This is a genomic window from Propioniciclava sp. (assembly GCF_047602245.1).
In the GTDB taxonomy this organism is placed as follows: domain Bacteria; phylum Actinomycetota; class Actinomycetes; order Propionibacteriales; family Propionibacteriaceae; genus Propioniciclava.
On record NZ_JASGHT010000001.1, the window covers coordinates 2,307,777 to 2,333,928 of the forward strand.

The 26,152-nt window shown below is 69.2% G+C and carries 26 protein-coding genes; 21 read left to right on the forward strand and 5 right to left on the reverse strand.

The window, feature by feature from the left end; translation table 11 throughout:
- Positions 1 to 39: 39 nt before the first annotated feature.
- The 5 genes from QM708_RS10990 to QM708_RS11010 all read left to right on the forward strand — a co-directional run bounded on the left by QM708_RS10990 (position 40) and on the right by QM708_RS11010 (position 5,598).
- The gene (locus QM708_RS10990) at positions 40 to 1,110 is read left to right on the forward strand and encodes a polyprenyl synthetase family protein (RefSeq protein WP_415108122.1); all 1,071 of its coding nucleotides are present in this window, start codon (positions 40 to 42) and stop codon (positions 1,108 to 1,110) included.
- Positions 1,107 to 1,970 (forward strand): phytoene/squalene synthase family protein, encoded by an 864-nt coding sequence (locus QM708_RS10995; RefSeq protein WP_415108125.1) that lies wholly within the window; start codon positions 1,107 to 1,109, stop codon positions 1,968 to 1,970. The genes QM708_RS10990 and QM708_RS10995 overlap by 4 nt, the downstream gene beginning before the upstream one ends.
- Positions 1,967 to 3,568, forward strand: coding sequence for a phytoene desaturase family protein (gene crtI / locus QM708_RS11000; protein WP_415108128.1), 1,602 nt, complete (start codon positions 1,967 to 1,969; stop codon positions 3,566 to 3,568). Before QM708_RS10995 ends, crtI begins: the two co-directional genes overlap by 4 nt.
- A gap of 101 nt (positions 3,569 to 3,669) precedes the next feature.
- Positions 3,670 to 4,401 carry an ATP-binding cassette domain-containing protein gene (locus QM708_RS11005; protein ID WP_415108131.1) on the forward strand — a complete coding sequence of 244 codons (732 nt, stop codon included), beginning with the start codon at positions 3,670 to 3,672 and terminating at the stop codon, positions 4,399 to 4,401.
- A gap of 51 nt (positions 4,402 to 4,452) precedes the next feature.
- Positions 4,453 to 5,598, forward strand: coding sequence for a SufD family Fe-S cluster assembly protein (locus QM708_RS11010; RefSeq protein ID WP_415108134.1), 1,146 nt, complete (start codon positions 4,453 to 4,455; stop codon positions 5,596 to 5,598).
- Positions 5,599 to 5,688: 90 nt separating this feature from the next.
- On the opposite strand, the gene rpiB is transcribed toward QM708_RS11010, so the two are convergent.
- From rpiB to QM708_RS11030, 4 genes are all read right to left on the reverse strand, one after another.
- The gene (gene rpiB, locus QM708_RS11015; RefSeq protein WP_415108138.1) at positions 5,689 to 6,174 is read right to left on the reverse strand and encodes a ribose 5-phosphate isomerase B; all 486 of its coding nucleotides are present in this window, start codon (positions 6,172 to 6,174) and stop codon (positions 5,689 to 5,691) included.
- A 74-nt stretch (positions 6,175 to 6,248) separates the two neighbouring features.
- Positions 6,249 to 7,190, reverse strand: a complete 942-nt coding sequence (locus QM708_RS11020; RefSeq protein WP_415108141.1) for an alpha/beta hydrolase — start codon at positions 7,188 to 7,190, stop codon at positions 6,249 to 6,251.
- Between the two features lie 128 nt (positions 7,191 to 7,318).
- Positions 7,319 to 7,960 (reverse strand): LysE family translocator, encoded by a 642-nt coding sequence (locus QM708_RS11025; protein ID WP_415108144.1) that lies wholly within the window; start codon positions 7,958 to 7,960, stop codon positions 7,319 to 7,321.
- A gap of 4 nt (positions 7,961 to 7,964) precedes the next feature.
- Entirely contained in the window at positions 7,965 to 8,618 is a 654-nt protein-coding gene (locus QM708_RS11030; RefSeq protein ID WP_415108147.1) for a helix-turn-helix transcriptional regulator, read from the reverse strand.
- 102 nt (positions 8,619 to 8,720) lie between these two features.
- On the opposite strand from QM708_RS11030, the gene moaA reads away from it, so the two are divergent.
- From moaA to moaC, 14 genes are all read left to right on the forward strand, one after another.
- Positions 8,721 to 9,740, forward strand: coding sequence for a GTP 3',8-cyclase MoaA (moaA, locus tag QM708_RS11035; protein ID WP_415108150.1), 1,020 nt, complete (start codon positions 8,721 to 8,723; stop codon positions 9,738 to 9,740).
- 53 nt (positions 9,741 to 9,793) lie between these two features.
- Positions 9,794 to 10,030 (forward strand): MoaD/ThiS family protein, encoded by a 237-nt coding sequence (locus tag QM708_RS11040; protein ID WP_415108153.1) that lies wholly within the window; start codon positions 9,794 to 9,796, stop codon positions 10,028 to 10,030.
- Between the two features lie 4 nt (positions 10,031 to 10,034).
- Positions 10,035 to 10,691, forward strand: coding sequence for a molybdenum cofactor guanylyltransferase (locus QM708_RS11045; RefSeq protein WP_415108156.1), 657 nt, complete (start codon positions 10,035 to 10,037; stop codon positions 10,689 to 10,691).
- Between the two features lie 105 nt (positions 10,692 to 10,796).
- Positions 10,797 to 14,516 carry a nitrate reductase subunit alpha gene (locus tag QM708_RS11050; RefSeq protein ID WP_415111392.1) on the forward strand — a complete coding sequence of 1,240 codons (3,720 nt, stop codon included), beginning with the start codon at positions 10,797 to 10,799 and terminating at the stop codon, positions 14,514 to 14,516.
- Positions 14,516 to 16,135 (forward strand): nitrate reductase subunit beta, encoded by a 1,620-nt coding sequence (gene narH, locus QM708_RS11055; RefSeq protein ID WP_415108159.1) that lies wholly within the window; start codon positions 14,516 to 14,518, stop codon positions 16,133 to 16,135. Before QM708_RS11050 ends, narH begins: the two co-directional genes overlap by 1 nt.
- Positions 16,132 to 16,806 carry a nitrate reductase molybdenum cofactor assembly chaperone gene (gene narJ, locus QM708_RS11060; RefSeq protein WP_415108162.1) on the forward strand — a complete coding sequence of 225 codons (675 nt, stop codon included), beginning with the start codon at positions 16,132 to 16,134 and terminating at the stop codon, positions 16,804 to 16,806. The genes narH and narJ overlap by 4 nt, the downstream gene beginning before the upstream one ends.
- Position 16,807: 1 nt before the next feature.
- Positions 16,808 to 17,578: a respiratory nitrate reductase subunit gamma gene (gene narI, locus QM708_RS11065; protein WP_415108164.1), complete on the forward strand. Its 771-nt coding sequence runs from the start codon at positions 16,808 to 16,810 to the stop codon at positions 17,576 to 17,578.
- 33 nt (positions 17,579 to 17,611) lie between these two features.
- On the forward strand, positions 17,612 to 18,952 hold the full coding sequence (locus QM708_RS11070) for an MFS transporter (protein ID WP_415108167.1): 1,341 nt from the start codon (positions 17,612 to 17,614) through the stop codon (positions 18,950 to 18,952).
- Positions 18,949 to 20,337 carry an MFS transporter gene (locus QM708_RS11075; protein WP_415108170.1) on the forward strand — a complete coding sequence of 463 codons (1,389 nt, stop codon included), beginning with the start codon at positions 18,949 to 18,951 and terminating at the stop codon, positions 20,335 to 20,337. The genes QM708_RS11070 and QM708_RS11075 overlap by 4 nt, the downstream gene beginning before the upstream one ends.
- 68 nt (positions 20,338 to 20,405) lie before the next feature.
- Positions 20,406 to 20,843: a molybdenum cofactor biosynthesis protein MoaE gene (locus QM708_RS11080; protein ID WP_415108173.1), complete on the forward strand. Its 438-nt coding sequence runs from the start codon at positions 20,406 to 20,408 to the stop codon at positions 20,841 to 20,843.
- Complete coding sequence (locus tag QM708_RS11085) at positions 20,834 to 21,574, forward strand: HesA/MoeB/ThiF family protein (RefSeq protein WP_415108176.1); 741 nt, start codon at positions 20,834 to 20,836, stop codon at positions 21,572 to 21,574. The genes QM708_RS11080 and QM708_RS11085 overlap by 10 nt, the downstream gene beginning before the upstream one ends.
- A gap of 7 nt (positions 21,575 to 21,581) precedes the next feature.
- Positions 21,582 to 22,781: a gephyrin-like molybdotransferase Glp gene (gene glp / locus QM708_RS11090; RefSeq protein ID WP_415108179.1), complete on the forward strand. Its 1,200-nt coding sequence runs from the start codon at positions 21,582 to 21,584 to the stop codon at positions 22,779 to 22,781.
- A complete protein-coding gene (locus QM708_RS11095; protein WP_415108182.1) occupies positions 22,778 to 22,933 on the forward strand; it encodes a hypothetical protein in 156 nt (51 codons plus the stop codon). The genes glp and QM708_RS11095 overlap by 4 nt, the downstream gene beginning before the upstream one ends.
- A gap of 936 nt (positions 22,934 to 23,869) precedes the next feature.
- Complete coding sequence (gene moaC / locus QM708_RS11100) at positions 23,870 to 24,337, forward strand: cyclic pyranopterin monophosphate synthase MoaC (RefSeq protein WP_415108185.1); 468 nt, start codon at positions 23,870 to 23,872, stop codon at positions 24,335 to 24,337.
- A 79-nt stretch (positions 24,338 to 24,416) separates the two neighbouring features.
- On the opposite strand, the gene QM708_RS11105 is transcribed toward moaC, so the two are convergent.
- On the reverse strand, positions 24,417 to 24,929 hold the full coding sequence (locus QM708_RS11105; RefSeq protein WP_415108188.1) for a MogA/MoaB family molybdenum cofactor biosynthesis protein: 513 nt from the start codon (positions 24,927 to 24,929) through the stop codon (positions 24,417 to 24,419).
- A 56-nt stretch (positions 24,930 to 24,985) separates the two neighbouring features.
- On the opposite strand from QM708_RS11105, the gene QM708_RS11110 reads away from it, so the two are divergent.
- Together QM708_RS11110 and modA are read left to right on the forward strand one after the other, a co-directional pair.
- The gene (locus QM708_RS11110) at positions 24,986 to 25,393 is read left to right on the forward strand and encodes a TOBE domain-containing protein (RefSeq protein ID WP_415108191.1); all 408 of its coding nucleotides are present in this window, start codon (positions 24,986 to 24,988) and stop codon (positions 25,391 to 25,393) included.
- Positions 25,390 to 26,142, forward strand: coding sequence for a molybdate ABC transporter substrate-binding protein (modA, locus tag QM708_RS11115; RefSeq protein WP_415108194.1), 753 nt, complete (start codon positions 25,390 to 25,392; stop codon positions 26,140 to 26,142). The genes QM708_RS11110 and modA overlap by 4 nt, the downstream gene beginning before the upstream one ends.
- Positions 26,143 to 26,152: the final 10 nt, after the last annotated feature.

Genomic DNA, 26,152 nt, shown 5'->3' on the forward strand with positions numbered 1-26,152 from the left:
AGTGGATCGGTCGAGGAGGGTGACGGCGGTGGACGACTCATGCTCGCGCTGACCAATCTGCCCGCGTTGGCGGGGGACGCCGTTGACGAGGCGGTCGAGAGCGCGTTGCGGCGACTGTCCGAGCGTGCCGAGCGCCACGGTCCTGGCGCCGCCCGGATCGTGCGTGCCGCCTGTGAGGCCGCCAGGGGAGGGAAACGGTTTCGTCCCCGGCTGGTGTTGGCCTCCTTCCAAGCATTCAGCGACGGCGCCCCCTTCACGAGTGCGGTGACCGATGTGGCGGCCGGTTTCGAACTGCTGCACACGGCGTTCGTGCTTCACGACGATGTGATCGACCGGGACGTGGAACGTCGCGGACTACCCAACGTGTCCGGCCTCTTCCGGGAGCGGGCGCGCGAGGCCGGGGCGGATCCGGACCGGGCCGCGCAACTGGGGGAGGCGGCAGCGATCCTTGCCGGAGACATCCTGCTTCACGAAGCGACGCGGCTTATCGCCGGCGCCGAGGTGTTGCAGGGGCAGCGACATCGCCTGCTCGATCTGCTCGATGAGGCCATCCTGGTATCGGCCACCGGTGAGCTCGCGGACGTCGAACACGCGACGCTGCCGGATGAGGCAGCCGCGGATGCGGTGCTCGCCGCGACCCGGGACAAGACCGCCCTCTACTCCTTCAGCGCCCCCTTGCGGGCCGGGGCCTTGCTCGGCGGCGCTCCCGACGATGCTCTGGAGGCGTTGGCGAAGACCGGACGCCTGCTCGGGCTCGCCTTCCAGCTCGTCGATGACCTGATCGGTGCCTTCGGCACGACGCAACAGGCCGGCCGGGAGCCGGGGGCAGACCTGCGGGAAGGCAAGCAGACCGCGCTGATCGCGTTTGCGCGCCAGGACGATTCTTGGCCCGAGGTGAGAGCAGCGGTGGCGCTGGCCGGCAACGGCCCGGCGGCGGTCAGGGTCGCGCAGGCGGCCGTCGAGGCGACCGGCGCACGCTCGGTCGTCCGGGCACTGATCGATGACAACCTCCAGGCGGCGCAGGACCCATCCACCACGGCTGCGCTGCCCGCCGCGGCGCGCGACATACTCGACGACATCGCCGTATCGATCCGGAAACGCATCCCATGACCGCCGCGACCGGACTTAGCCTCTACGACCGGACGGCCGACCGTGCCGCCTCGACGGTGATCGCCGGATACTCGACGTCCTTCGGCCTGGCCTGCCGGCTGCTCGGACGCCGCGTGCGCACCCATGTGCGGGTGATCTACGCGTTGGTGCGCATCGCCGACGAGATCGTCGACGGCCCCGCCGCCGAAGCGGGCCTCGACCGGGACGCAACGCGCCGGGCGATCGACGACCTGGAGGCCGAGACGCTGCGTGCCCTCGACGAAGGGTTCAGCGCCAACCTCGTCGTGCATGCCTTTGCCCGGACCGCACGCGAGTGCGGGATCGGCGCCGATCTGGTGCGGCCCTTCTTCGCCTCGATGCGCACCGACCTCGACACTCGTGAGCACGACGAGGCGTCCCGCATCGGCTACATCTACGGTTCGGCGGAAGTCGTCGGGCTGATGTGCCTGCAGGTCTTCGTCAACGCGGGCCGTCGCGATCGGGTGCTGCCGGATCGGCTGGTCCGGGAGGGGGCGCGCAGGCTCGGCGCGGCTTTCCAGGAGATCAACTTCCTGCGCGACGCCGCGGATGACCGCAGCCGGCTCGGACGCGACTATCTGGGCACCTCCGCCACGCCCCGAGCCAGAGCCGCATCGCTGGCCCGGATCGAGCAGGACCTCGACGCCGCGGCCCGGTGCATCCCGCTCCTTCCTCCCGACTGCCGGCGAGCCGTCGCACTCGCCCACGCGCTGTTCTCCGCGCTCGCCGCCCGCCTGGCCACCGCCGGGGGCGACGAACGCGTCCGGGTGAGCACCCCGCACAAGGCGCTGCTCGCCGTCCGCGTCCTGCTGCTCGATCCGTTCACGGGCGGTGCGTCGTGAGCGCGCCGGGCCGTCGTGCGGTGGTGATCGGGGCAGGTATCGCCGGTCTGGCGACCGCGGCGCTGCTCGCCCGGGAGGGCCTCGCCGTCACCGTGCTGGAAGCCAGGGATGAGACCGGCGGCCGGGCTGGATCGTGGCAGGCCGATGGCTTCCGGTTCGACACCGGCCCGAGCTGGTATCTGATGCCGGAGGTGTTCGAGCACTTCTTCCGCCTGATGGGAACCAGCGCCGACCGTGAGCTCGACCTCATCGGGCTCACCCCCGCCTACCGGGTCTATCGCGAGCCGGCGTCCGGCGGCGCCGCCGAAGCCGTGGACGTGCTGTCCGGCCGGGACGAGGCCACCGCCCTGTTCGAACGCATCGAGCCCGGCGCGGGGCGCCGGCTGGACGCCTACCTGGATTCAGCCCGCGACGCCTACGATCTGGCCGTCTCGCGGCTGCTGTACGACAGCTACGAGACGATGCGCGGCCTACTCGACCCGCGCCTGATCCGGCGTCTGCCCGCCCTGGCCCCCTTGCTGCTCCGGCCGCTCGCCAGGCACATCGACCGGCGATTCACCGACCCCGCGCTGCGGCAGATCCTCGGGTTCCCGGCCGTGTTCCTGGGCGGTTCCCCCGACCGGGTGCCGAGCCTCTACCACCTGATGAGCCACCTCGATCTGAACCAGGGCGTGCTATACCCCCAAGGCGGCTTCACCACCGTGATCGCCGCCATCGAACGCCTCGCCGTCGCGGCCGGGGTGCAGATCGAGACGAACGCTCCCGCCATCCGCATCCTGACCCAGGGCGGACGCGTCCGCGGCGTGCGCGTGGCGGACGGCCGTGAGGTCCCCGCCGACCTCGTCGTCTCCACCGCCGACCTGCATCACACCGAGACCGTGCTACTCGACGAGGCGGAGCGCACCTACCCGCCACGATGGTGGGATCGCCGCACGCCCAGCCCCGGCGCGCTGCTGCTCATGCTCGGCGTCCGCGGCGAACTGCCGCAACTCGCCCATCACACGCTGCTGTTCGCCGCCGACTGGCAGGCCAACTTCGATGCGATCTTCGGCCCGGAGCAGCGCATTCCCGATCCGGCATCGGTCTACGTCTGCCGGCCCAGCGCCACTGATCCCTCCGTCGCACCGCCGGGTGATGAGAATCTGTTCATCCTCGTCCCCGTCCCGGCCGACCCTGGTCTGGGTCGAGGTGGCGTGGACGGCGCGGGCGACCCGGTGATCGAGCAGGCGGCCGACCGGGTGCTGGCGCAACTCGCGACCTGGTGCGGCATCCCCGATCTGGCCGACCGCGTGGTGGTGCGCCGCACCGTCGCACCCGCCGACTTCGCCGCCGACCTGCACGCCTGGCGCGGCAACTCGCTCGGGCTCGCGCACACGCTCCCGCAAAGCGGCCCGTTCCGGCCGCGCAACGCCTCCCGCACGGTGCAGGGACTGCTCTACGCGGGCGCGACGACGCTGCCCGGCATCGGGCTGCCGATGTGCCTGATCTCGGCCGAACTCGTCATCAAACGGCTCCGCGGCGACCGCACCGCCGGGCCGCTGCCGGAGCCTTCCCGCGAGAGGGATGAAACGCCGGACAACCCGCGGCATCAGAGTTAGGCTTGCCTTACCTCGCTGTACGGGAGGCTTGGCGGTGAGGTCGTGGGAAGGCGTTCGGCGCTTTCGCGCTGGGCGCGACGAACGACGAGAACGGCAGATCGATGACCGAGCAACAGACCGGGAAGCATCCGCTGCTGCGCCTTGACGGCGTCAGTGTGAACGTCGGTGGCACGACGGTGTGCCACGAGGTGTCCATCGCCGTCAGAGAAGGGGAGACCCACGTCCTGCTCGGCCACAACGGCTCGGGCAAGTCGTCGCTGCTCAACGCGATCATGGGCACCGGGCCGTTCCAGGTGAGCTCGGGCCGGATCGAGTTCGCGGGCATCGACATCACCGAGGCGTCCGTCACCGAACGGGCACGGCTCGGGCTGGGGATGGCCGCGCAGCGTCCGCCGCAGTTGCCGGGGGTGACCGTCGCCAAGCTCGCGCACGCGATCGGCCGTGACGAACACCTGCAGGCGGCGGCCGAGACGATGAGGCTCGGCCAGCTGGTCCCCCGCGACGTCAACGTCGGCTTCTCCGGAGGTGAAACCAAGCGCTGGGAGGTGATGAAGCTGCTGCTGCAGCAGCCCACGCTCTGCCTCTTCGACGAACCGGAATCGGGCGTCGATCTCGAACACGTCGCCGTGGTCGGCAAGGCCATCCGTGGACTCCTCGATACGCCGACGGCCGACGGACGTCCGCGCGGCGCGCTGATCATCACGCACACCGGATTCATCCTTGACCATCTCGACACCGCCATCGGTCACACGATGACCGACGGCCGCATCGTCGAGACCGGCGACGCGCACTCCATGTTCGAGCGGATGCGGCGGCAGGGCTTCGCCGCGTAGCGCGACCTGCCCAGCGATCCGGCATCACACCGTTGTGAAGGGACAAGAACGATGACGACTTACGCACCACCCACCAGTACCGAGATCACGCCCATCGCGGGACTCGGCCACCTCTCGGTCACCGCCGACCTGCTGGAGAGCATCGGCTACGTTTCCGAAGATCAGGCGAGCGCCACCACCGTGCTCGTCGATCACCACTTCGAGCGCATCGTGTCGCACGACGGCGATGTCGAAGTGATGCCGCTCGCGGACGCCCTGGTCACCTATCCCTGGGTGCAAGACCTGATGTTCTCGCTGATCGACCCGACCAGCGACGAGACGCTGCGGCGCGCGTTCGAGTCGTCGCGGCGTCCGTTCGGTGTGTTCACCTGGGTGCACGACGGCGCCCGGCTCACCCGCCCGCTGCAATCCTTCGACCTGATGACGGTGCCGCAGGAACGGCAGTTCGTGCACTCGATCACCGTCATCGGCGAGGGGGCGGAGGTGGACTGCCTGAGTGGATCCGGTGTCACGCCCAAGCTCACCCACGGTAAGCACGTGTCGATCTCGGAGACCTTCGTCGGCAAGGGCGCGCGGATGCGCTCGCTCAGCGTCGAGCGCTGGGGCCGCGAGATGGAGGTGCACAGCTACGGCGCCACCAGGATCGGCGAGGACGCCGTGGTGTCAGGCGTATCGGTGGCGGTCTCAGCGATTCGCCGGCATGTGTCGACCTCGACCACCGAAGTCGCGGCCCGTGGCGTGGAGTCGGCCCACTCGGTCGTCTTCGCCCCGAAGGGCACGCACCGCGAGATGCACCTGACCACCGATCTCGCCGGTGACGGAGCCCACGCCGAACAGGTGGCCCGGATGGTCTCCGACGGCGGTCACATCCTCAACGCGTCCACGCTCGTCGGCACCGCACCCGGGTGCAGCGGGTTCCTGGAATGCGACGGCCTGATGCTGTCGGGTGAAGGATCGATCGATTCGGTGCCCTCGCTGCAGGCCCGCACCGATCGCGCCGAACTGTCTCACGAGGCCTCGGTCGGCATGGTCGACAACGAGAAGGTCGACTACCTGATGGCGCTCGGCATGGACGAGGACGCCGCACGCGACCTGATCGTCCAGGGATTCCTCGATCTCGACGAGCAGTCCCTGCCCGCGCCGCTGAAGGAGAGAGTTGCCGACCTGGTCGCCCAGGCGCGCAGTGCCGAAATGTGACACAACGCCGGGGTGATCGCGCCGCGCCGACAGAAACGTCGGGTGCGTCCCGGGGGAAAGCCCCGCGGGGTGCACCCGACGTTGTCCCGTTCAGCCGGCGCAGGCCGGCCCCATCTTCCGGAGCTCCTCCAGGTCGATGCTCGCGTCGAGTGCCTTCAGCATCTCGACCCGCTGCGCGTGGCGTCCGCCGGCCGGCTCGGTGGTCAGGAACGCCTCCACGATCATCCGGGCCTCGCCCGGCCCCACGACGCGCTCACCCACCGCGACGATGTTGGAGGCGTTGTGCTGCCGCGACAGCCGCGCGGTGTAGGGCTCCGAGCACACCACCGCACGCGCTCCGGCCACCTTGTTGGCCGCCATCGAGATGCCGACGCCGGTGCCGCAGACGAGGATGCCCAGGTCGTACTCACCCGCGGCCACCTTGTGCCCGACCACCGCGCCCGCGTAGGGATAGTCGACCCGCTCACCCTCGACCGGACCCAGGTCGTCCACCTCGTGTCCGAGCTCACGGGCCTGCTCGATCATCTCCAGTCGGATCCGTATCCCGGCATGGTCGCTGTGCGCAACGATCTTCATGGATTCACCTTAGGACGCCGCGGAGACCGGGGCGGCTTCGGATGCCCGTGCGCACCGAAGCGAGGCCGGCGGGATCAGAGGTACTTCTGGAAGAAGGGGATTGCCGTCTGGAGTGCCTGGCCTGCGCCGACCGGCTGGTCGTAGAGGTCGTAGTGCGAGACGCCCTCGAGTTCGAGCAGCTGCTTGTGCTCCGACTTCGCGCGGCGGTAGATCTCCTGGCCGTCGCCGTAGGCGCCGAAGGCGCCCTTCTTGTCGCCGATCACCACCAGCAGCGGCTGGTCGAGCAGTTCCTCGGCGAGGTGGAAGGCGTCCCAGCTCATCACGGTGGCGCCGTGGGCGATGTCGAAGGTTGCGGTGCCGTGCGGGTGCTGCGCGCGCGGCGTGCAGTAGTAGTCGTAGGCCTCGATCACGTCGATGTCACCGATCTGCTGCGCCACCTCGGCCGACGGGGGCAACGCCGCGCTCACTGCGCCGCCGGTCTCACCGCGCACCTCGGCGCTGCGCTGCCGGGCGATGCCCGCGAGCGCGGCGAGCGGCCCACCCTGCTGGGCGGAGTTGTCGCGGGAGAGGCGTCCCCAGTTCACGCCGGTCATCGAGGCGACCGCCTTGAAGCGCTTCTCGGTCTTCGCGGACGCCCACGCGTACCCGCCGCCACCGCAAACGCCGAGGACGTCGATGCGGTCGGCGTCGACGTAGGGCAGGGTGACCAGATAGTCGACGACACGGCTGAAGTCCTCCACCCGCTGGTTGGGGTCTTCGAGGCGGCGCGGCGTGCCGCCGCTGTCGCCCTGGAAGCTCGCGTCGAACGCGATCACCACGAAACCGGCGTCGGCGAGCGCGGTCGCGTAGACGTTGCCGGCGGTCTGCTCCTTGCAGCTGCCGATGGGGTGCGCCGCCACGACGGCCGGGTAGCTGGAGCCCTCATCGAAGTTCGGCGGGAAGTAGAGGTCGGCCGCGATATCCCAGTACATGTCGGCATTGCGGAAGGTGACGTGCTTGATGGTGGCCTCTGCCATGGTCCTCGCTCCTGTTCGGGATGGGGCGGTCGGTGCCAAGCGCACCGGCGATACCTCCCATTCTCGGGGAGGACGCCGCACCTCGGCCAGGCAGGACGGGCCGGGCATCCGCCGGGCCGTCGCGTTCGTCACGCCCGGGAGTCGAATGCCATCCGGACGCCGAAGGCGAGCAGCACGCCGCCGGTGACGCGATCCAGCCAGCGCAGCACGCCGGGGGTGCGCATGCGGCGTCCGATCGCCGAACCGGCGAGGATGATCGCGCCGCTCCACAGCAGGTTCAGCACCGCGTGGGTGAGCGCGAGCAGCGCGCCCATCAACAGCGGCGAAGTGCCGGGCGGGATGAAGTGCGGGATGGTGGCCAGGTAGAACACGCCCACCTTCGGGTTGAGCAGGTTCGTGGTCAGGCCGATCGTCCAGGCGCGCCAGGCGCCCCCGGTCGGCTCGGGCAACCGGGCCTCGGCTTCGGACGCCGGCGGCGTCCGGAAGCTGGTGAGGATGAACGACACCCCGAGCCCGGCGAGGTAGAGCGCCCCGGCGAGGCTGACCACCTGATAGGCGAGCGAGGACGCGGCCAGCAACGCGGTGGCCCCCGCCGCTGCGGCGACGCCCCACACGACGGTGCCGGTCGAGATGCCCAGCGCGGTCGCCCACGCGTAGCCGCGCGTGCGGGTGAGCGAACTGCGCAGCACCAGGGTGGTGTCGATGCCGGGAATGACGGTGAGCAGCGCCACCATCATCGCGAACCCGAGCAGGGCTTCGGTGATCGTCATGGGGTCAGGCGACCACGGCGGTGGTCGCGGCGTCCGGGGTCACCGTGACCGTGCAGAGCGCCGGGCCGACGGCCAGCTTGCCCGCGTGGAACTCGTCGCCGCTTGCGGCCAGATAGCCCTCGAGAAAACCCTGGTGGATGGCGCACACCAGGGGCATCTGCTCGGGCGAGATCGATCCCCGGAACGGGCAGCGCCGGAAGACGAGGGTGTCTCCGTCGCGTTCGGTGCCGAAGCCGCGCTCGCGCAACTCCCGGGTCAGGCCCTCGCGGACCGCACAGGGCGGCACGCCGGCCGGTACAGCGCGGGCTCCCCAGGTGCGACCGGCCTCTTCGGTGGCCGCGACGGGATCGGAGGCCGTGGTGGTGACATAGGCCAGCAGCGTGTCAGCGAGTTCGAGCAGGTGGCTGTTGGTGAGTGAGGGGGCGGACGCGGTAGGCCCGTACAGTAGCGGCGGACGCCCCAGGGCCCCGGCGGGCGCCGAGGCGCGTTCGGCGTAGCCGGCGGCGACGAGGGCGTCCAGGTGGAAGCGGGCCGAGTTGCGATGCACGCCGAGTTTCTCGGCGATCTCGTTGACCGAGACCGGGTCGGTGGCGCCCTGCAGCAGTGCCAGGACCTGAGCGCGAGTTGGTCCCAAGCCATGGGGCTGGGTGGCGGTCACGCAAGCCATTGTGTCATTCCGATAACGTTCTTCGCCGAGGAAATCGTCAGATGACCCTCCGGCCTCTGCCGGCCGCCGGAGATGCCGGGGTAGGGTTTGCCCGTGTTCTTTGGAGAATTGGCCGACCGGTACGGGCGGGTGGCGCGCGATCTGCGCGTCTCGCTGACCGATCGCTGCAACCTGCGGTGCAGCTACTGCATGCCCGCCGACGGGCTGCAGTGGCTGCCCACCGAAGACACCCTGACCGACGACGAGGTGGTGCGGCTGCTCGGCGTCGCGGTCACCCGCCTGGGCGTGACCCGGATCCGGTTCACCGGCGGTGAACCGCTGATGCGCAAGGGCCTGGAGCGCATCGTCGCGGTCGCCGCGGCGCTGGCCGGGCCGAACGGACGCCCCGAGCTCGCGCTCACCACCAACGGCCTCGGCCTGGACCGCCGCGCCGACGGGCTGCGCCGCGCCGGCCTCGACCGGGTGAACATCTCCCTGGACTCGCTCGATCCGGCCCGCTACGCCCGGCTGTCCCGCCGCGACCGGCTGCCGGACGTCCTCGCCGGCATCGAAGCCGCCGAACGGGCGGGCCTGTTGCCGGTCAAGATCAACGCGGTGGTGATGCGCGACGTCAACGAGGGCGACATCGTGCCGCTCACCGAGTTCTGCCTGCGCCACGGCTACCAGCTGCGGTTCATCGAGCAGATGCCGCTCGGCCCGTCCGGCGAATGGAGCCGTGACGACATGGTGACCGCCACCGAGATCCTCGCCGCCCTCGCTGGGGCGTTCGACCTCGCGCCCGCGGTCGAACCCCGGGGCGCCGCGCCCGCCGAACTGTGGCGCATCGAGGCGCGCGGCGATCGTCCGGCCGGTTCGGTGGGCGTGATCGCGTCGGTCACGCACCCCTTCTGCGGGGCCTGCGACCGGACCCGGCTCACCGCCGACGGGCAGATTCGCAACTGCCTGTTCGCGCGCGAGGAATCCGACCTGCGCGCGATCCTGCGCGGTGGGGGCAGCGACGACGACCTGGCCGAGGCGTGGAGCGTGGCCCAATGGGGCAAGTCGCGCGCGCACGGCATCGATGAGGCCGGCTTCGTGCAGCCGGCCCGCACTATGAGCGCCATCGGCGGCTGAGCGCTACGGCGAGGTAGCGGTATAACGAAGTGGACGAGGCAAGGAGAGAGCGCATGCAGGTCAGATTCTTCGCAGGTGCCGCCGAGGCGGCCGGAATGGAGGCCACCTCGGTGGACGGGGTGGCCACGGCGTCCGCCCTTCTCGCACGCCTGGGCGAGGGCAACGAGCGGCTGGCCGCCGTGCTGCGGGTCAGCACCCTGCTCGCCGACGGCGCCCGGGTCGCCGACCCGTCGGCCAGCCTGGAGGGCGTCGCCTGCGTCGACGTGCTGCCGCCCTTCGCCGGCGGGTAGGCCGGTGCGCGCGGCCATCGTGCTGGGCGGGGGGCGCTCCCGCCGGATGGGCACCGACAAGCTCGCGCTCCTGCTCGACGGCAGGCCGGTGCTGGAGCGGGTGGTCACCGCCGCGCTCGGCTGGGCGGACGCGGTGGTGATCGCCGGCGACCGTCCTGACGGCTGGCGCGACGACGCGCGAGTCGGATTCCGGCGCGAGGATCCGCCGTTCGGCGGGCCGGTGGCCGGCATCGCCGCCGCGCTGGAGATCTGGGAGGGGCGCATCGCGGGCCGGGTCGGGCGAGGCCAGGGCGGCTTGCCGAAGCCCGGTGCCGAGGAGGCTCCGCTCGGCGGCGTCCGGCCCGGTGAGGTGATGCTGCTGGCCGGCGATCTGGCCGATCCGGACGCCGTGGTGCACCTGCTCGCCGGCGCGGCTCCGGGCGTCGACGGCGTTGTCCTGGAGGACGACGAGGGCTGGCCGCAGTACCTCGCCGGCCGCTACCGGACCGAGGCGCTGGCCGCGGCCGTCCGGGATCTGGCGCAGTGCCGGGACGTCTCGGTGCGCCGGCTGCTGGGCGGGCTCGACCTGGCCCGGGTGCGGGCGCCGCAGCCCGCGCTGACCGATTTAGATACTCCCGAAGTTGCGAAATTATGGGGCGCAAAGGCTCCGCATCTGCGGTAAATGGGCTAGTCAGAGTCCGCAGGTGCGAAGCAGCCGCGACCCTCTCCGACGAGTTGTCGTAGGCACCCCCACTTTCGGTTATTTCTCCGAAAAATCTGTGCAAAGCTGTGCGGCATGAATCAGACTGCGCGACTCGACGGCACTGCCTCGGATGCTCTGCTGAAGCTCGGCCGGTTCTTCACCAAGTGGGACGAGACCGACGACGGCCGCGCCGTCTTCCGGCACGGCGGGCGGGCCGGCGACGTCTTCTACCGGGACCGCTGGAGCCACGACAAGGTCGTCCGCTCCACCCACGGCGTCAACTGCACCGGCTCCTGCTCGTGGAAGGTCTACGTCAAGGACGGCATCATCACCTGGGAGTCGCAGCAGACCGACTACCCGACCACCGGCCCTGATCGTCCCGAGTACGAGCCCCGCGGCTGCCCCCGCGGCGCGGCCTTCTCCTGGTACACCTACTCGCCGACCCGCGTCCGCTACCCGTACGCCCGCGGCGTCCTGGTCGAGATGTACCGCGAGGCCAAGAAGCGGCTGGGCGACCCGGTGGCCGCGTTCCGCGAGATCTCCACCGACCCCGAGAAGCGCCGCCGCTACCAGCAGGCCCGCGGCAAGGGCGGCCTGGTCCGCATCTCCTGGGACGAGGCCCTCGAGATCGCTGCGGCCAGCTACGTCAACACCATCAAGCACTACGGTCCCGACCGCTGCGTGTCGTTCTCGCCGATCCCGGCGATGAGCATGGTCAGCCACGCGGTCGGCACCCGGTTCACCCACCTGATCGGTGGCGCGATGACCAGCTTCTACGACTGGTACGCCGACCTGCCGGTGGCCAGCCCGCAGGTGTTCGGCGACCAGACCGACGTGCCCGAATCCGGCGACTGGTGGGACGCGTCCTACCTGATGATGTGGGGGTCGAACGTGCCCTTGACCCGGACGCCGGACGCGCACTGGATGGCCGAGGTGCGCTACCGCGGCACCAAGGTGGTCACCGTCAGCCCCGACTACGCCGACAACGTGAAGTTCGCCGACGAATGGCTGCCCGCCCAGGCCGGCACGGACGCCGCCCTCGCCATGGCGATGGGGCACGTCATCCTCAAGGAGAACTTCGTCGACAAGAAGGTGGAGTACTTCGACTCCTACGTGAAGCAGTACACCGATCTGGGCATGCTGATCACCCTGGTCGACCACCCGAACGGCCACGGCCTCACCGCGGGCAAGTTCATCACCGCCGCCGATCTGCCCGAGCATGCCGGGTTGAGCGATGCCGCCTTCAAGACGGTGATGTGGGACAAGGCGACCGGCCGGACGGCGGTGCCGAACGGTTCGATGGGCTTCCGCTACTCCGAGGACGGCGCCGGCCAGTGGAACCTGGATCTCGGCGACATCGAACCCACCCTCACCTTCCACGGCGAGGCGGACGCCGAGGCCGTCGAGGTCGCGCTGCCCTGCTTCGAGGATCCGCGCGGCGAGGGCTCGATCATCCGGCGCGGCGTGCCCGCCCGCCGGGTCGGCGACCGGCTAGTCACCACCGTGTTCGACCTGATGCTGGCCCAGTACGGGGTCGAGCGCGACGGGCTGCCGGGGCAGTGGCCGTCCGGCTACGACGACGTGAACACCCCCTACACCCCGGCCTGGCAGGCCGAGATCACCTCGGTGCCCGCCGAGGCCTGCCTGCGGATCGCGCGCGAGTTCGCGGCGAACTCCGAGGAATCCAAGGGCCGCACCATGATCATCATCGGCGCCGGCATCTGCCACTGGTTCCACGCCGACGTCACCTACCGCTCGATCATCGCGCTGCTGATGATGACCGGCTGCATCGGCAAGAACGGCGGCGGCTGGGCGCACTACGTCGGCCAGGAGAAGTGCCGTCCGATGACCGGCTGGTTCAACATGGCCAACGCGATGGACTGGCAGCGTCCGCCGCGCACCATGATCGGCACCGCCTACTGGTACATGCACACCGACCAGTGGCGCACCGACGGCTTCTCCGCCGACCGGGTCAAGTCGCCGCTGTCCACCGGCGCGCTGGACGGGATGCACACCGCGGACGCCCTGGCCCAGTCGAACCGGCTCGGCTGGATGCCGTTCTACCCGCAATTCGACGTCAACCCGCTCGACCTGGCCGACGAGGCGCAGGCGGCGGTCGACCGCGGCGAGGCGCCCACCGTCCAGGCATACGTCGCCGCCCGGCTGAAGAGCGGCGAGCTGAAGAGCGCGATGGAGGACGTGGACGCCCCGCAGAACTGGCCGCGGACGATGATCCTGTGGCGCTCGAACCTGTTCGGTTCCTCCGCGAAGGGCAACGAGTACTTCCTCAAGCACCTGCTCGGCACGCATCACAATCTGCTGCCGAACCAGCACGGCGCCGACGAGCGGCCCAAAGACGTGACCTGGCACGACGAGGCTCCGGAAGGAAAGCTCGATCTGCTGATCACCGCCGACTTCCGGATGACTTCCTCGACGCTGCTGTCCGACCTGGTGCTGCCGGCGGCGACCTGGTACGAGAAGCACGACCTGTCCAGCACCGACATGCACCCCTACGTGCACTCCTTCTCGCCGGCGATCGACCCGCCCTGGGAGGCCAAGACCGACTTCGAGGTGTTCACCGAACTCGCGCACCGGCTCTCGGCGATGGCCAAGGGACGCCTCGGCACCCGCAAGGACCTGGTCGCGGTCGCGCTGCAGCACGACACCCCCGGCCAGATCCAGCAGCCCGGCGGCGTCGTCCGGGACTGGAAGGGCACCGACATTCCGGCGGTGCCCGGGCAGAACATGCCGGTGCTGGCCGTGGTCGAGCGCGACTACACCGCGATCGCCGACAAGCTGGCCACCGTCGGTCCGCTGGCCGAGAAACTCGGCTTCACGGTGAAGAACATCACCTACCGGGTCGGCCACCAGGTCGAGAAGCTGGGCAAGCTGCACGGCGTCTACCCGAGCGGGCCCGCCGAGGGGCGTCCGGCGATCAACACCGACCAGCGGCTGGCCGAGGCGATCTTGATGTTCTCCGGCACCACCAACGGCGAACTGGCCACCCAGGGCTTCCACGACCTGGAGAAGAAGACCGGCCGCAAGCTGGCCGACTTCGCCGAGGGATCGGAGGAGAAGCTGATCACCTTCGCCCAGACCCAGCAGGCGCCGCAACCGGTGATCACCTCGCCGGAATGGTCCGGCTCGGAGACCGGCGGACGGCGGTATGCGGCGTTCACGATCAACACCGAACGGCTCAAGCCGTGGCACACCCTGTCGGGCCGGATGCACTTCTTCCTCGACCACGACTGGATGATCGACGCCGGCGAGCAGCTGCCCACCTTCCGCCCGCCGCTGGACATGACCAAGGCCTACGGCGAGCCCGAACTCGGCCCCTCGGGGGAGAAGACGATCACGCTGCGCTACCTGACGGTGCACAACAAGTGGTCGATCCATTCCGAATACCAGGACAACCTGTTCATGCTGTCGCTGGGCCGCGGTGGTCCTCAGGCGTGGCTGAGCGTGGCGGACGCGGCGTCCATCGGGGTGAAGGACAACGACTGGATCGAGCTGACCAACGCCAACGGCGTCTTCGTCGCCCGCGCCGTCGTCACCTCGAAGCTGCCTGACGGCATCTGCTACGTGCAGCACGCGCAGGAGCGCACCATCGACGTGCCCAAGTCGGAGGCGACCGGACGCCGCGGCGGCATCCACAACTCGGTCACCCGGATCCTGCTCAAACCCACCCACCTGATCGGGGGCTACGCGCACCAGGCGTACGCCTTCAACTACATCGGCCCGACCGGCGTCCAGCGAGACATCGTCTCCACGGTGCGCCGCCGCTCGCAGGAGGTGCAGTACTGATGGCGAAGCAACGCCGCGTCATGGCCCAGGTGGCCATGGTGATGAACCTCGACAAGTGCATCGGATGCCACACCTGTTCGGTCACCTGCAAGCAGGCCTGGACCAACCGGGCCGGCATCGAATATGTCTGGTTCAACAATGTCGAAACCCGCCCCGGCCAGGGGTATCCGCGCGGGTATGAGAATCAGGAGAAGTGGCAGGGCGGCTGGGTCCGCACCAAGAGCGGACGCCTCAAGCTGCGCTCCGGCGGCCGGTTCAAGAAGCTGCTGACCATCTTCGCCTCCCCGGTGCAGCCGGGCATGGACGACTACTACGAGCCGTGGACCTACGACTACGAGAACCTGGTCACCGCGCCGCTCGGCGACGATTTCCCGGTCGCGCGCCCGAAGTCGCTGGTCACCGGCGAGAACATGGCCATCGGCGCCTCCGCCAACTGGGACGACTCCCTGGGCGGCGTCGCCGCCACCGAGGCCGGCGACCCGATCCTGCGCAAGCTGCGCGAGGAGGCCAACCAGCAGATCAAGATGGAGTACGAGAAGAGCTTCATGTTCTTCGTGCCCCGCATCTGCGAGCACTGCCTGAACCCGTCCTGCATGGCGTCGTGCCCCTCGGGTGCGATCTACAAGCGCGCCGAGGACGGCATCGTGCTGGTCGACCAGGACAAATGCCGCGGCTGGCGCCAGTGCATCACCGGCTGCCCGTACAAGAAGATCTACTTCAACCACCGCACCGGCAAGGCCGAGAAGTGCCACTTTTGCTACCCGCGGATCGAGGTCGGCCTGCCGACGGTGTGCTCCGAAACCTGTGTCGGACGCCTGCGCTACCTCGGCATCATCCTGTACGACCCCGACAAGGTGACCGCCGCCGCACTCGCCGACGACCAGGACCTCTACGAGGCCCAGCTCGATCTGATGCTCGACCCGTCCGACCCGCAGGTGATCGCGGACGCCCGCGCGTCCGGCATCCCGTCGGACTGGCTGGACGCCGCCGCGAAGTCGCCGGTGTATGCGCTGATCAAGCACTTCAAGGTCGCGCTGCCGCTGCACCCGGAATACCGCACCATGCCGATGGTCTGGTACATCCCGCCGCTGTCGCCGGTGGTCGACCTGCTCAAATCCCAAGGCCATGACGCCGAGGCCGGCGGCAACCTGTTCGGCGCCATCGACGCGCTGCGCATCCCGCTGGAATACCTGGCGGAGTTGTTCACCGCCGGCGATGTCGAGCCGGTGCGGCTGGTGCTGCAGAAGCTGGCCGCCATGCGGTCCTATATGCGCGACATCACCTTGGGGCGTCCGCGCGATGAGCAACTGGCGGCCGCGGTCGGGATGACCGGGGCGGCGATGGAACAGATGTACCGCCTGCTGGCGATCGCCAAATACGACGAGCGCTACGTGATCCCGAAGGCGCACCGGGAGCAGGCGCACAACCTGGAGGAGATGGGCTGCTCGGTGAACTTCGACGACGACCCGAGCATGCCGGGCAGCTTCGGTGAATCCTCCGGGCGCCTGGTGCCGGTCGCGATCGAATCGTTCGCCGCGGTCAAGGCCAAGCGCGAGGCAGCCGAACGCGAAATGGCGGGGCGCGAGGGCACCGACCGCGAGAAGGCGCAAAGCGCATGAGTCCGGCCGCGTTGAACCTGACCGTGCCGCCCAGCAAGCGGGCCCGCGTGATCTACGCGGCGGCGTCCGTGGTGCTGTCCTACCCCGACGCCGAGGTGATCGACCGGTTGCCGCTGGTCGAACAGGCTTTGGCGGACGCCGGCGCGCTCGACGGCTTCGCCGACACCTTGGCGCACCTGCGCTCGATGCCGCTGATGGAGGTGCAGGCCTGGCATGTGCAGGAGTTCGACCTGTCCCGCCGGCACGCCCTGCACCTCACTTATTGGACCGATGGCGACACCCGGCGCCGCGGCGAGGTGCTGGCGTCCATCAAGCAGACCTACCGCGACTCGGGGCTGGTCGTCGATCTGGACGGGGAACTGCCCGACTACCTGCCGATGGTGCTGGAGTTCGCCGCCAACGGCGCGCCCGCGCTGGGGGTGGCGCTGCTGAACACCTACCGGGCCTCGCTGGAACTGCTCCGGATCGGCCTGCGCGAGGACAAACTGCCGCAGGTCGGCGTCCTGACCGCGGTCTGCGACACCCTCGGCGGGCCCTCGCCGCAGACCCGCGCGGAGGTGCAGAAGCTGGTCGACTCCCCGCCGACCGAACTCGTCGGCCTGGACTCCTTCATCTCCACCACTCCGTTCCCGGTGGGCCAATCCCCGGCCACCGTCAAGCAAGGAGGCTGACATGGACGTCTTCGCCTGGGGCGTGCTGCCCTACATCGTGGCGCTCATCCTGGTCGGGGGACTGGTCTGGCGCTACCGCTACGACCAGTTCGGCTGGACCACCCGCTCCTCGCAACTGTACGAATCGCGGATGCTGCGGGTGGCGTCCCCGCTGTTCCATTTCGCGCTGCTCGCGGTCTTCCTCGGGCACGTGGTCGGGCTGATCATCCCGAAGGCGTTCACCGACTGGGTCGGGCTCGACCAGCACATGTACCACCTGGGCGCCTTCTGGGGCGGCGGCCTGGCCGGGGTGGCGCTGGTGGTCGGGCTCGGGCTGCTGATCTACCGGCGGCGCACCCAGTCGGCGGTGTTCCGGGCCACCACCTGGAACGACAAGATCATGTACCTGATCCTGGCGCTCGCCGTCGGGCTCGGCATGGTCGCGACGCTGACCGGTGACAAGACGCCGTCCGGCGAGGAGCACAACTACCGCGAAACCGTGTCGATCTGGTTCCGCTCGCTGGTCACCTTCCAGCCCGACATCGATGCGATGGCCGCGGCCACCTGGCAGTTCAAGGCGCACATCGTCATCGCGCTGCTGCTGATCGCGATGATCCCGTTCACCCGGCTGGTGCACGCCTTCTCCGCGCCGCTGCACTACCTGTTCCGTCCCTACATCGTCTATCGCTCCCGGGACGACCAGAACCGGCAGTCCCAGACGGTCAAGGGACGCGGCTGGGATCCGATCGGCACCCCCGACAACCAGAAGAACCCCCACCAGAACCGGCGCTGACGGCGTCCCCACACGAAGGAAACGACCACTCCCGTGAGCAAGAACCTCATCGAGGTCCCGCCCGTCCACGAGACCGGCAAGGGCGCCGGCCGGGTGATGACCATGTCGACCATCGCGTTCACGCTGATGTTCGCGGTCTGGCTGATGTTCGGCATCCTCGGCATCCCGATCCAGAAAGAGTTGGGCCTCACCGACGAAGAACTGTCCTGGATCTCGGCGGTCGCGGTGCTGAACGGCTCGATGTGGCGGCTGCCGGCCGGCATCATCGCCGACCGGATCGGCGGGCGCAAGGTCACCTTGTTCCTGCTGTTCGCCACCGCGATCCCCGCCTACCTGGTCAGCTTCGCCGACAGCTATATGTGGCTGCTGGTGCTCGCCTTCCTGGTCGGCTTCGCCGGCAACCTGTTCTCGGTGGGCACCACCTGGAACTCGGCCTGGTACAGCAAGGAACGCCAAGGGCTGGCGCTGGGCGTGTTCGGCGCCGGCAATGTGGGCGCCTCGGTGACCAAGTTCATCGGGCCGCCGCTGATCGCCGCCACCGCGGGCAGCACCTACATCCTCGGCATCCAGGGCGGCTGGCGGCTGATCCCGGTCATCTACGCGGTGCTGCTGGTCATCGTCGGCGTCCTCACCTGGGTGATCGTGCCGCGCGTGGATCGTGCGCCCGGCTCGTCGCGGACGCTGCGCCAGATGACGGCGCCGCTGTCCAGCCTGCGGGTGTGGCGGTTCAGCCTCTACTACGTGGCCGTGTTCGGTGCCTATGTGGCGCTGTCGGCCTGGCTGCCGAAGTATTACGTCGACAACTTCGGCGTCGACCTGACCGTGGCCGGTCTGCTGACCGCCACCTTCATCTTCCCGGCGTCCCTGCTGCGGCCGGTCGGCGGCTGGATGAGTGACCGCTGGGGCGCGCGCAGGGTGATGTACTTCACCTTCGGGTTGATGCTGGTCACCAGCGGCATCCTGATGATGCCCAACGGCTTCATCACCATCACCCACCCCGACGGTGCCCAGACCACCCACCTGCACTATGAGATCCAGCTGGTCTGGTTCGTGATCCTGGTCTTCCTGCTCGGCTGCGCGATGGGCTTCGGCAAGGCCGCGGTGTTCAAGCACATCCCCGAATACTTCCCCGACAACGTCGGCTCGGTCGGCGGGCTGGTCGGCATGCTCGGCGGCCTGGGCGGATTCTTCCTGCCGCCGATGTTCGCCTACACCAAGACCTGGTCGGGATTCCCGAGCTCCACCTTCTTCTGCGTCTTCATCCTGGTGGCCATCTGCGCCGTCTGGATGCACGTCACCATCCACCGCATGATGACCCGGGCCACTCCTGAGACGGCCGGGCTCATCGAACCCGAACTGGAGGCAGCTACGTGAGCGCCGCACTCGAAACCAAGGGCGATTGGCTCCAATCCTGGGATCCCGAAGATCCGCAGAAATGGGACAAGAAACTCGCCTACAACACGCTGACCGTCACCACGTTCACGCTGACGCTGTGCTTCGTCGCCTGGTTCCTGCCCAGCGCGATCGTGCCCAAGCTGACCGCGCTCGGCTACACCTTCACCCAATCGCAGCTGTACTGGATGGCGGCGATGCCCGGCCTGTCCGGCGGCCTGCTGCGCCTGGTGTGGATGGTGGTGCCGCCCATCATGGGCACCCGCAAGATGGTCACCCTCACCACGCTGCTGCTGATCCTGCCCGTGCTGGGCTGGGGCTTCGAGGTGACCAACCCCGATGTGCCGTACTGGCGGCTGATGGGGCTGGCCTTCCTGGCCGGCATCGGCGGCGGCGCCTTCTCCGGGTTCATGCCGTCCACCTCCTACTTCTTCCCGCGGCGGATGCAGGGCACCGTGCTCGGCGTCCAGGCCGGTGTGGGCAACTTCGGCGTCTCGCTGGTGCAATTGCTGACGCCGTGGCTGATCTCGTTCGGCATGTTCGGCTTCCTCGGCTCGCAGCAGATGGCGGTTCCCGGCAAGGAGTCGGTGATCGTCTGGTACCAGAACTCGGCGCTGGTCTACATCCCGTTCATCGTCGTCGGCGCGATCTGGGCCTACCTGGTGCTCAAGTCGGTGCCGGTCAAGGCCAACATCAAGCAGCAGTTCGACATCTTCTCCAACCAGGACACCTGGTGGATGACGCTGCTCTACATCATGACCTTCGGCACCTTCTCGGGACTCTCGGCCCAGTTCGGCCTGCTGATGAGCAACCTGTACGGCTCCGGCAACCCCGAGATCGTCCAGGGCGCGGGGGCGTCCGCCACCCTGCTGGTGGACGGCTACGCGCTGCCCGACCCGGTGAAATACGTCTTCCTCGGCCCGCTGATCGGCGCCGGCGCGCGGGTGGCGTTCTCGCCGCTCACCGACCGGATGGGCGGGGCCGTGTGGAGCCTGATCTCGGGGGTGGGCATCCTCGCCTCGATCCTCTACACCCTGGGTGGATTGGTGCCCGACACCAGCAGCGCCGAGGCGCTGACCGCCGGGTTCAACCAGTTCCTGTGGGGCATGCTGGCGATCTTCCTGTTCTCCGGGATCGGCAACGCCAGCACCTTCAAGCAGATGCCGATGATCTTCGAGCGCCGCCAGGCCGGCGGCGTGATCGGCTGGACCGGCGCCATCGCCGCCTTCGGGCCGTTCCTGTTCGGCGTCGGCCTGACCCTGATGCCGCCGACCACCTTCTACATCATCGGCGCCGTCTGGGCGGTCATGTGCATCGCCATCACCTGGACCCGCTACGCGCGACCCGGCGCACCGAAGAAGAGCTGATGGCACCAGGGATACTCATCGGAGAAGAGGTGACGACTCGAGAAGAGTTCACGACCCGGGAGGAACTCATGAGTCGAGAAGAACTGCCGCTGCTGGAGTTGAGCGGTGTCGTCGAGTCCGACATCGACCCGGACGCCGTGGAGGCCGCGGTCGCCTCCCGCCGGGCCGGGGCGGTGGTGACCTTCGCCGGCGTCGTCCGCGACCACGATCATGGCAAGTCGGTGACCGGCATCGACTACGTCGGGCATCCCTCGGCCGATCAGGTGCTGAAAGACGTGGTGGCGGAGTTCGCCGGGCGTGACGGCGTCCATGCGATCGTCGCCCAGCACCGGGTCGGTTCGCTCGGCATCGGCGGCATCGCCCTGTTCGTCGCGGTCGCCGCCACGCACCGCGGCGAAGCCTTCGGATGCGCGTCCGACTTCGTGGACGCGGTGAAGGAACGCCTGCCGATCTGGAAGAAGCAGTACCTCGCCGACGGAAGCTACGAGTGGTCGCAATGCCCGTGACCGAACTGACCGGCGAGCAGCGCGAGCGCTACCTGCGCAATGTCGATGTCGTCGGACTGGGTGAGGAGGGGCAGCTGCGGCTGCTGAACTCCTCGGTGCTGGTGATCGGCGCCGGCGGGCTCGGATCGGCGGCGTTGCCCTACTTGGCCGCCGCCGGAGTGGGGCGGATCGGTGTCGTCGATGGTGATGTCGTCGAGTTGAAGAATATGCAGCGCCAAGTGCTGCACACCGACCTGGGCCGCAACAAGGCCGAATCTGCCGCTGAGCGGCTGCGGCTGCTCAATGTGGACGTTGAGGTGGCGGCCTATCCCGAGTACCTCACGCCCGGCCGTGCCCGCACCCTGTTCGCCGAGTACGACCTGATGCTCGACTGCACCGACACCTACGGCGCCAAGTACCTGCTCTCGGACGCCGCCGCCGCCGTCGGGGTGCCGCTGGTGTGGGCGTCGGCGGTCGGCATGCAGGGCCAGTGCTCGGTGTTCGGCGTCCCCGATGCCTTCGGTGACCGGCTGTATCTGCGCGACCTGTTCCCGGAAGAACCCGCCGCGGGCGACTACCCGATGGCCACCGAGATCGGCGTGCTCGGCGCGATGGTCGGCCAGATCGGCGCCCTGGAAGCATGCGAGGCGATCAAACTGCTGGCCGGTTTCGGCGAACCCTTGGTCGGGCGGGTGATGGTGCTGGACGCCCGCACCGCCCGCTGGTCGGTCCTGCCGCTGCGCAAATCCTAGGAGTCTGATGATCACCGTCGAGCAATATCTGGAACGGGTGCTCGCCCTGGCGACGCCCTTGCCGGCCCAGGAGTGCCCGGTTGCGTCCGGGTTCGGCCGGGTGCTGGATGAAGACCTGGTCGCCCGCCTCGCGGTGCCCCCGTTCGACAACTCGGCGATGGACGGCTTCGCCGTGCGCAGCGCCGACACCTCGGCGGGCGCCGATACTCGCTTCGCGCAAGCGGACCCGGCGACCGAACGCAGGGTGGGTAGCGCCGATACGTCCGTGAGGGCGGATACTCGCTTGGCGCACGTGGACTCGGCGACGGAACGGAGGGTAGGTAGCGCCGATAGTTCGGTGGGGGATGACAGCCCGGCCGGCTTGGTGATGTTGCGGGTGGTTGGCGACATCCCGGCCGGCGCATCGAGTGCTCCGAAGGTCGGGCCGGGGGAGGCCGCCCGGATCATGACGGGCGCGCCGATGCCGATTGGCGCCGACACGGTGGTGCCGGTCGAGGACACCGATCAGCCGCTCGGCGACGCGCCGCTTCCCGGGTTCGTTCAAGTGCCAGCGGTGGCCCCTGGGCGGAATGTGCGTGGGGCTGGCGAGGATGTTCGCGTCGGCGAGGTGGTTCTTCGTCGCGGTCAGATCTGGACTCCGGCCGCGGCGGGTGCCGCGGCCTCGATCGGGTATGCAACGGTCCGGCTGCGCCGGCGGCCGCGGGTCGCGGTGCTCGCTACCGGATCCGAACTCGTCGCCCCCGGGGAGCCGCTCGGCTTCGGCCAGATCCCGGACTCCAACTCGATCCTGCTCGCCGGCCTGATCGAGGGCTTCGGCGGCGAGGTCGTGGTCTCGCGCGCGGTCGGCGACGATCCCGGCGAGTTCCGCGACGCCTTGGCGGATGCCTCCGGCGCCGACCTGATCGTCACCTCCGGCGGCGTCTCGGTGGGCGCCTTCGAGGTGGTGCGCCAGGTCGTCGAGGGAGAGATCGAGTTCGTGCGGGTCGCGATGCAACCCGGCAAACCCCAGGCGTGTGGGCGTCTTGGCGAGCAGGCTTTGCTGGCGCTGCCCGGCAACCCGGTGAGCGTCTTCGTGTCGGCCTGGGTGTTCCTGCGCCCGCTGCTGGCGGCCTTTCAAGGGGTCGACGCCCCTGGGAGCCGCGCCGCCTCCCGGTCGCGGAGGGATGGAAGACCCCGCCCGGGCGCCGGCAGTACATGCCGGTGGTGATCACCCCCGAGGGCGTGCGTCCCGCCAACCGCTTGGGCTCGGGATCGCACCTGGTAGCGTCCTTGCACCTCGCCGAGGCCCTCGCGGTCATTCCGGCCGAGGCCGGGACCGTCGCTGCCGGTGGCCTGGTGGACGTGTTCCCGATTCGATAGCCCCGCAGGCATGAGTTCGCGCTCTCGATCATCGTCGGCGGGCAGTTCGGAGGATCGGGCCAAGATATTGTCGTTTTCAGAGGCGTCGTCGGCGCTGAACTCGGCTCGGGCTATGAAGTGGTCGTTTTCAGGCCTCCAGGCCGTCTCATAGCGACCACTTCTCAGCCCATCACTGTTTTCCGCGCGATCACCACCGTGAAAACGACAACTTCGTGGTCCACGTCCAGGAGGTCATCGCAAACTCGGTCTGGGACAAGTGGTCCGACCATGTCGCCCGGGTTGGCCGAAGCTGGCTGTTGATGGAATGTTCACGACCAAGGGTCCGGCCATGCCGCCTGGGTTAGTCACGTTCGCCCGGCAAGGCGCCCGGTGTAGTCGCCGTCGCCCTGGTAGGAAACCGGGCGACGGTTCGGAGACCGGGCGGCGCTCAACACGTCCGACCAGGGCGTCGGCGTCTGGGGCGCCGCCTTGCTGCCGCTGTGGTCGCATCCGCCCGATTGACCGGTGATGGAGCGTACGCTCCGTCGCCGCGCGTGGGAAAGGGTCGCTGCGCGCATGCTGCAGCATGCGCCACGCCGCGGTAAGCAGGGCAACGTCACCGAGCGTACGCTCCGTCGCCCTCGCCGAGGTGGGTCGACGTGAACGCCGCCACCGTGTTCGGCGGCCGCGGGCCTCACCGTCTCAGCGCGTCTGCCTGGCGGTTGGAGCGGTCGGGTTTCGCTGTTGCGCACGAGTTGCACCGTTGCCTACGGAATTTCGTGCGCATCCGTGCAACTCGTGCGCCTGAGCGCGGGGTGGGGTAGGGCGGTGCGTGACGCGCGGCCACGAGAGGCCGTCCACGGTGATCTGTGATGAGCGAGGTGTTGGCGGCGGCACCGAGTGGGAGGCGAGCGCTTCCGAGTGGGACACGCGCATGCGAGGGTGTTGGATGGAGGCATGGAGTTCACCCACCTGGATGCGCGCGGACACGCCCGCATGGTCGATGTCACCGCCAAGCAGCCGACGGTTCGGTCCGCGAGCGCGGAGGCTTTCGTCTCGTGTTCGGTTGAGGTTGTCGGCGCGTTGCGCTCGGGCACGGTCCCCAAGGGGGATGTCCTCGCCGTCGCTCGGGTCGCCGGCATCGCCGCAGCCAAGAAGGTGCCCGACCTGTTACCGCTCGCGCACGTGATCGGTGTTCACGGGGTGGTGCTCGACGTCGAGGTCGTCGATGCCGGCGTTCAGATCCGGGCCGAGGTCAGGACCGCCGACCGCACCGGCGTCGAGATGGAAGCACTCACCGCGGTCACCGTCGCCGCCCTGGCCGTGGTTGACATGGTCAAGGGAGTCGACCGCAGTGCCGAGATCACCTCGGCCCGCGTCACCTCGAAGTCCGGAGGACGCTCGGGCGACTGGTCCCGCGAATAGACGATGCCGGGGCGTGACCTGTGGTGTGGGTATGTGCTCGGCCGGGTGATGCCAGCGGAGCGAGCCCGATGTTTCGGCGCTAGCTCGATGCGGGGCGGTTGAGGTCGTGGTCGGCGCCGTCCAGTTGCTCGACGATATGGGTGAGCAAGGGGGAGAGCACCGCCAGGGCATCCCGGGCGCCGCCGCGCGAGCCGGGGGCGTTGAACACGAACGCACGAGGACCGTCGCGCTCGATCACCCCGGCCAGGCAGCGTGACAGGCACGACAGCGGCGTCTTGGCCAAGCCGGCCGCGCGCACGGCTTCGGCGATCCCAGGAAGCTCGTAGGCCAGCAGCGGGCGCGTCGCCTCGACGGTGACATCCCGCGGGCTGATGCCGGTGCCACCGGTGGTGAGCACGACGCGGGCGCCGGCGTCCACGGCGTCGGTGATCGCGGCCGCGATGAGAACCGGATCATCCGGCAGGATCACCGGGGCTGCTACGGCGAAGCCCAATGCGGAGAGTCCGTCGCGCAGCACGGGACCGGAGCGGTCCTCGTAGATGTCGGCGGCGGCGCGGTCGGAGCAGGTGATGACGGCAGCGGGATAGCTCACCCGGGAAGCCTACCCAGATCGCCCACAACCGCAATTTCTACTGATAATCTGTGAAAATGACGCATATACGGATCGCGGTCGCCGCGAGTCTCCTCGGTGTCAGCGACGACACCGTCCGCCGCTGGGTCGATGCCGGACGCCTGCACGCCGTCGCCGACGACGCCGGCCGCCAGGCCATCGACGGCGCCGAACTCGCCGCACTGGCTCAAGAACTCGCCGACGACGCGCTCGATCAACTCGACGGCGGGGCCGGCGTCCGCTCGGCCCGCAACCACCTGACCGGGCTGGTCACGAAGGTCCTCTCCGACACCGTGATGAGCCAGGTCGAACTGCAGTGCGGCCGGTACCGGATCGTGTCGCTCATCTCCACCGAGGCGGTGCGCGAACTCGGCCTTGAGCCGGGCGTCGTCGCCACCGCGGTGATCAAGGCCACCAACGTCACCATCGAAAGGAAGCGGGCATGAAGCGTCTCGCGCTGCTCGTCGCCACCCTTCTGCTCGCCGCGTGCGGCCAGAGCCCGGCGCAACCGTCCCCGTCCACCAGCGCCGCGGCGTCGGCGTCCGAGGGCCCGATCATCGTGTTCGCCGCCGCGTCGCTGAACAAGGCGTTCCCCGCGGCGTCCGCGGGCCTCAATGCGCAGTACTCCTTCGACGGATCCTCCGGCCTGGTCGATCAGCTCAAGGGCGGCGCACCCGCCGACGTGTTCGCCTCGGCCGACAAGAAGAATATGGACAAGGCGGTGGAGGCCGGGCTGATCGACGGCACCCCGGCCATGTTCGCCACCAACTACCTGGTGCTGGTCACGCCGGCCGACAACCCGGGCGGCATCACCGGATTCGACGCCTCCCTTGATGGCAAGAAGCTCGTCGTCTGCGCTCCCGAGGTGCCCTGCGGCGCCGCCACCGCCCGCTCCGCCGAGGGCGCCGGAATGACGCTGAAGCCGGTCTCGGAGGAGAACAACGTCACCGACGTGCTCGGCAAGGTCACCGGCGGCGAGGCCGACGCCGGCCTGGTCTACGCCACGGACGCCGCGGGTGCCGGTGACAAGGTGAAGGTGCTCGACGTGCCCGGCGCGAAGAACGACCCGAACACCTACTGGATCGGCGTCGTCAAGGGCGCCCCCAACAAGGCGGGTGCGGACGCCTTCGTCGCCCGCATCCTCGGTGAGGGCCAGACCACGCTCGCGACCTTCGGGTTCGGCCCGCCGCAGTGAGGCTGAGTTC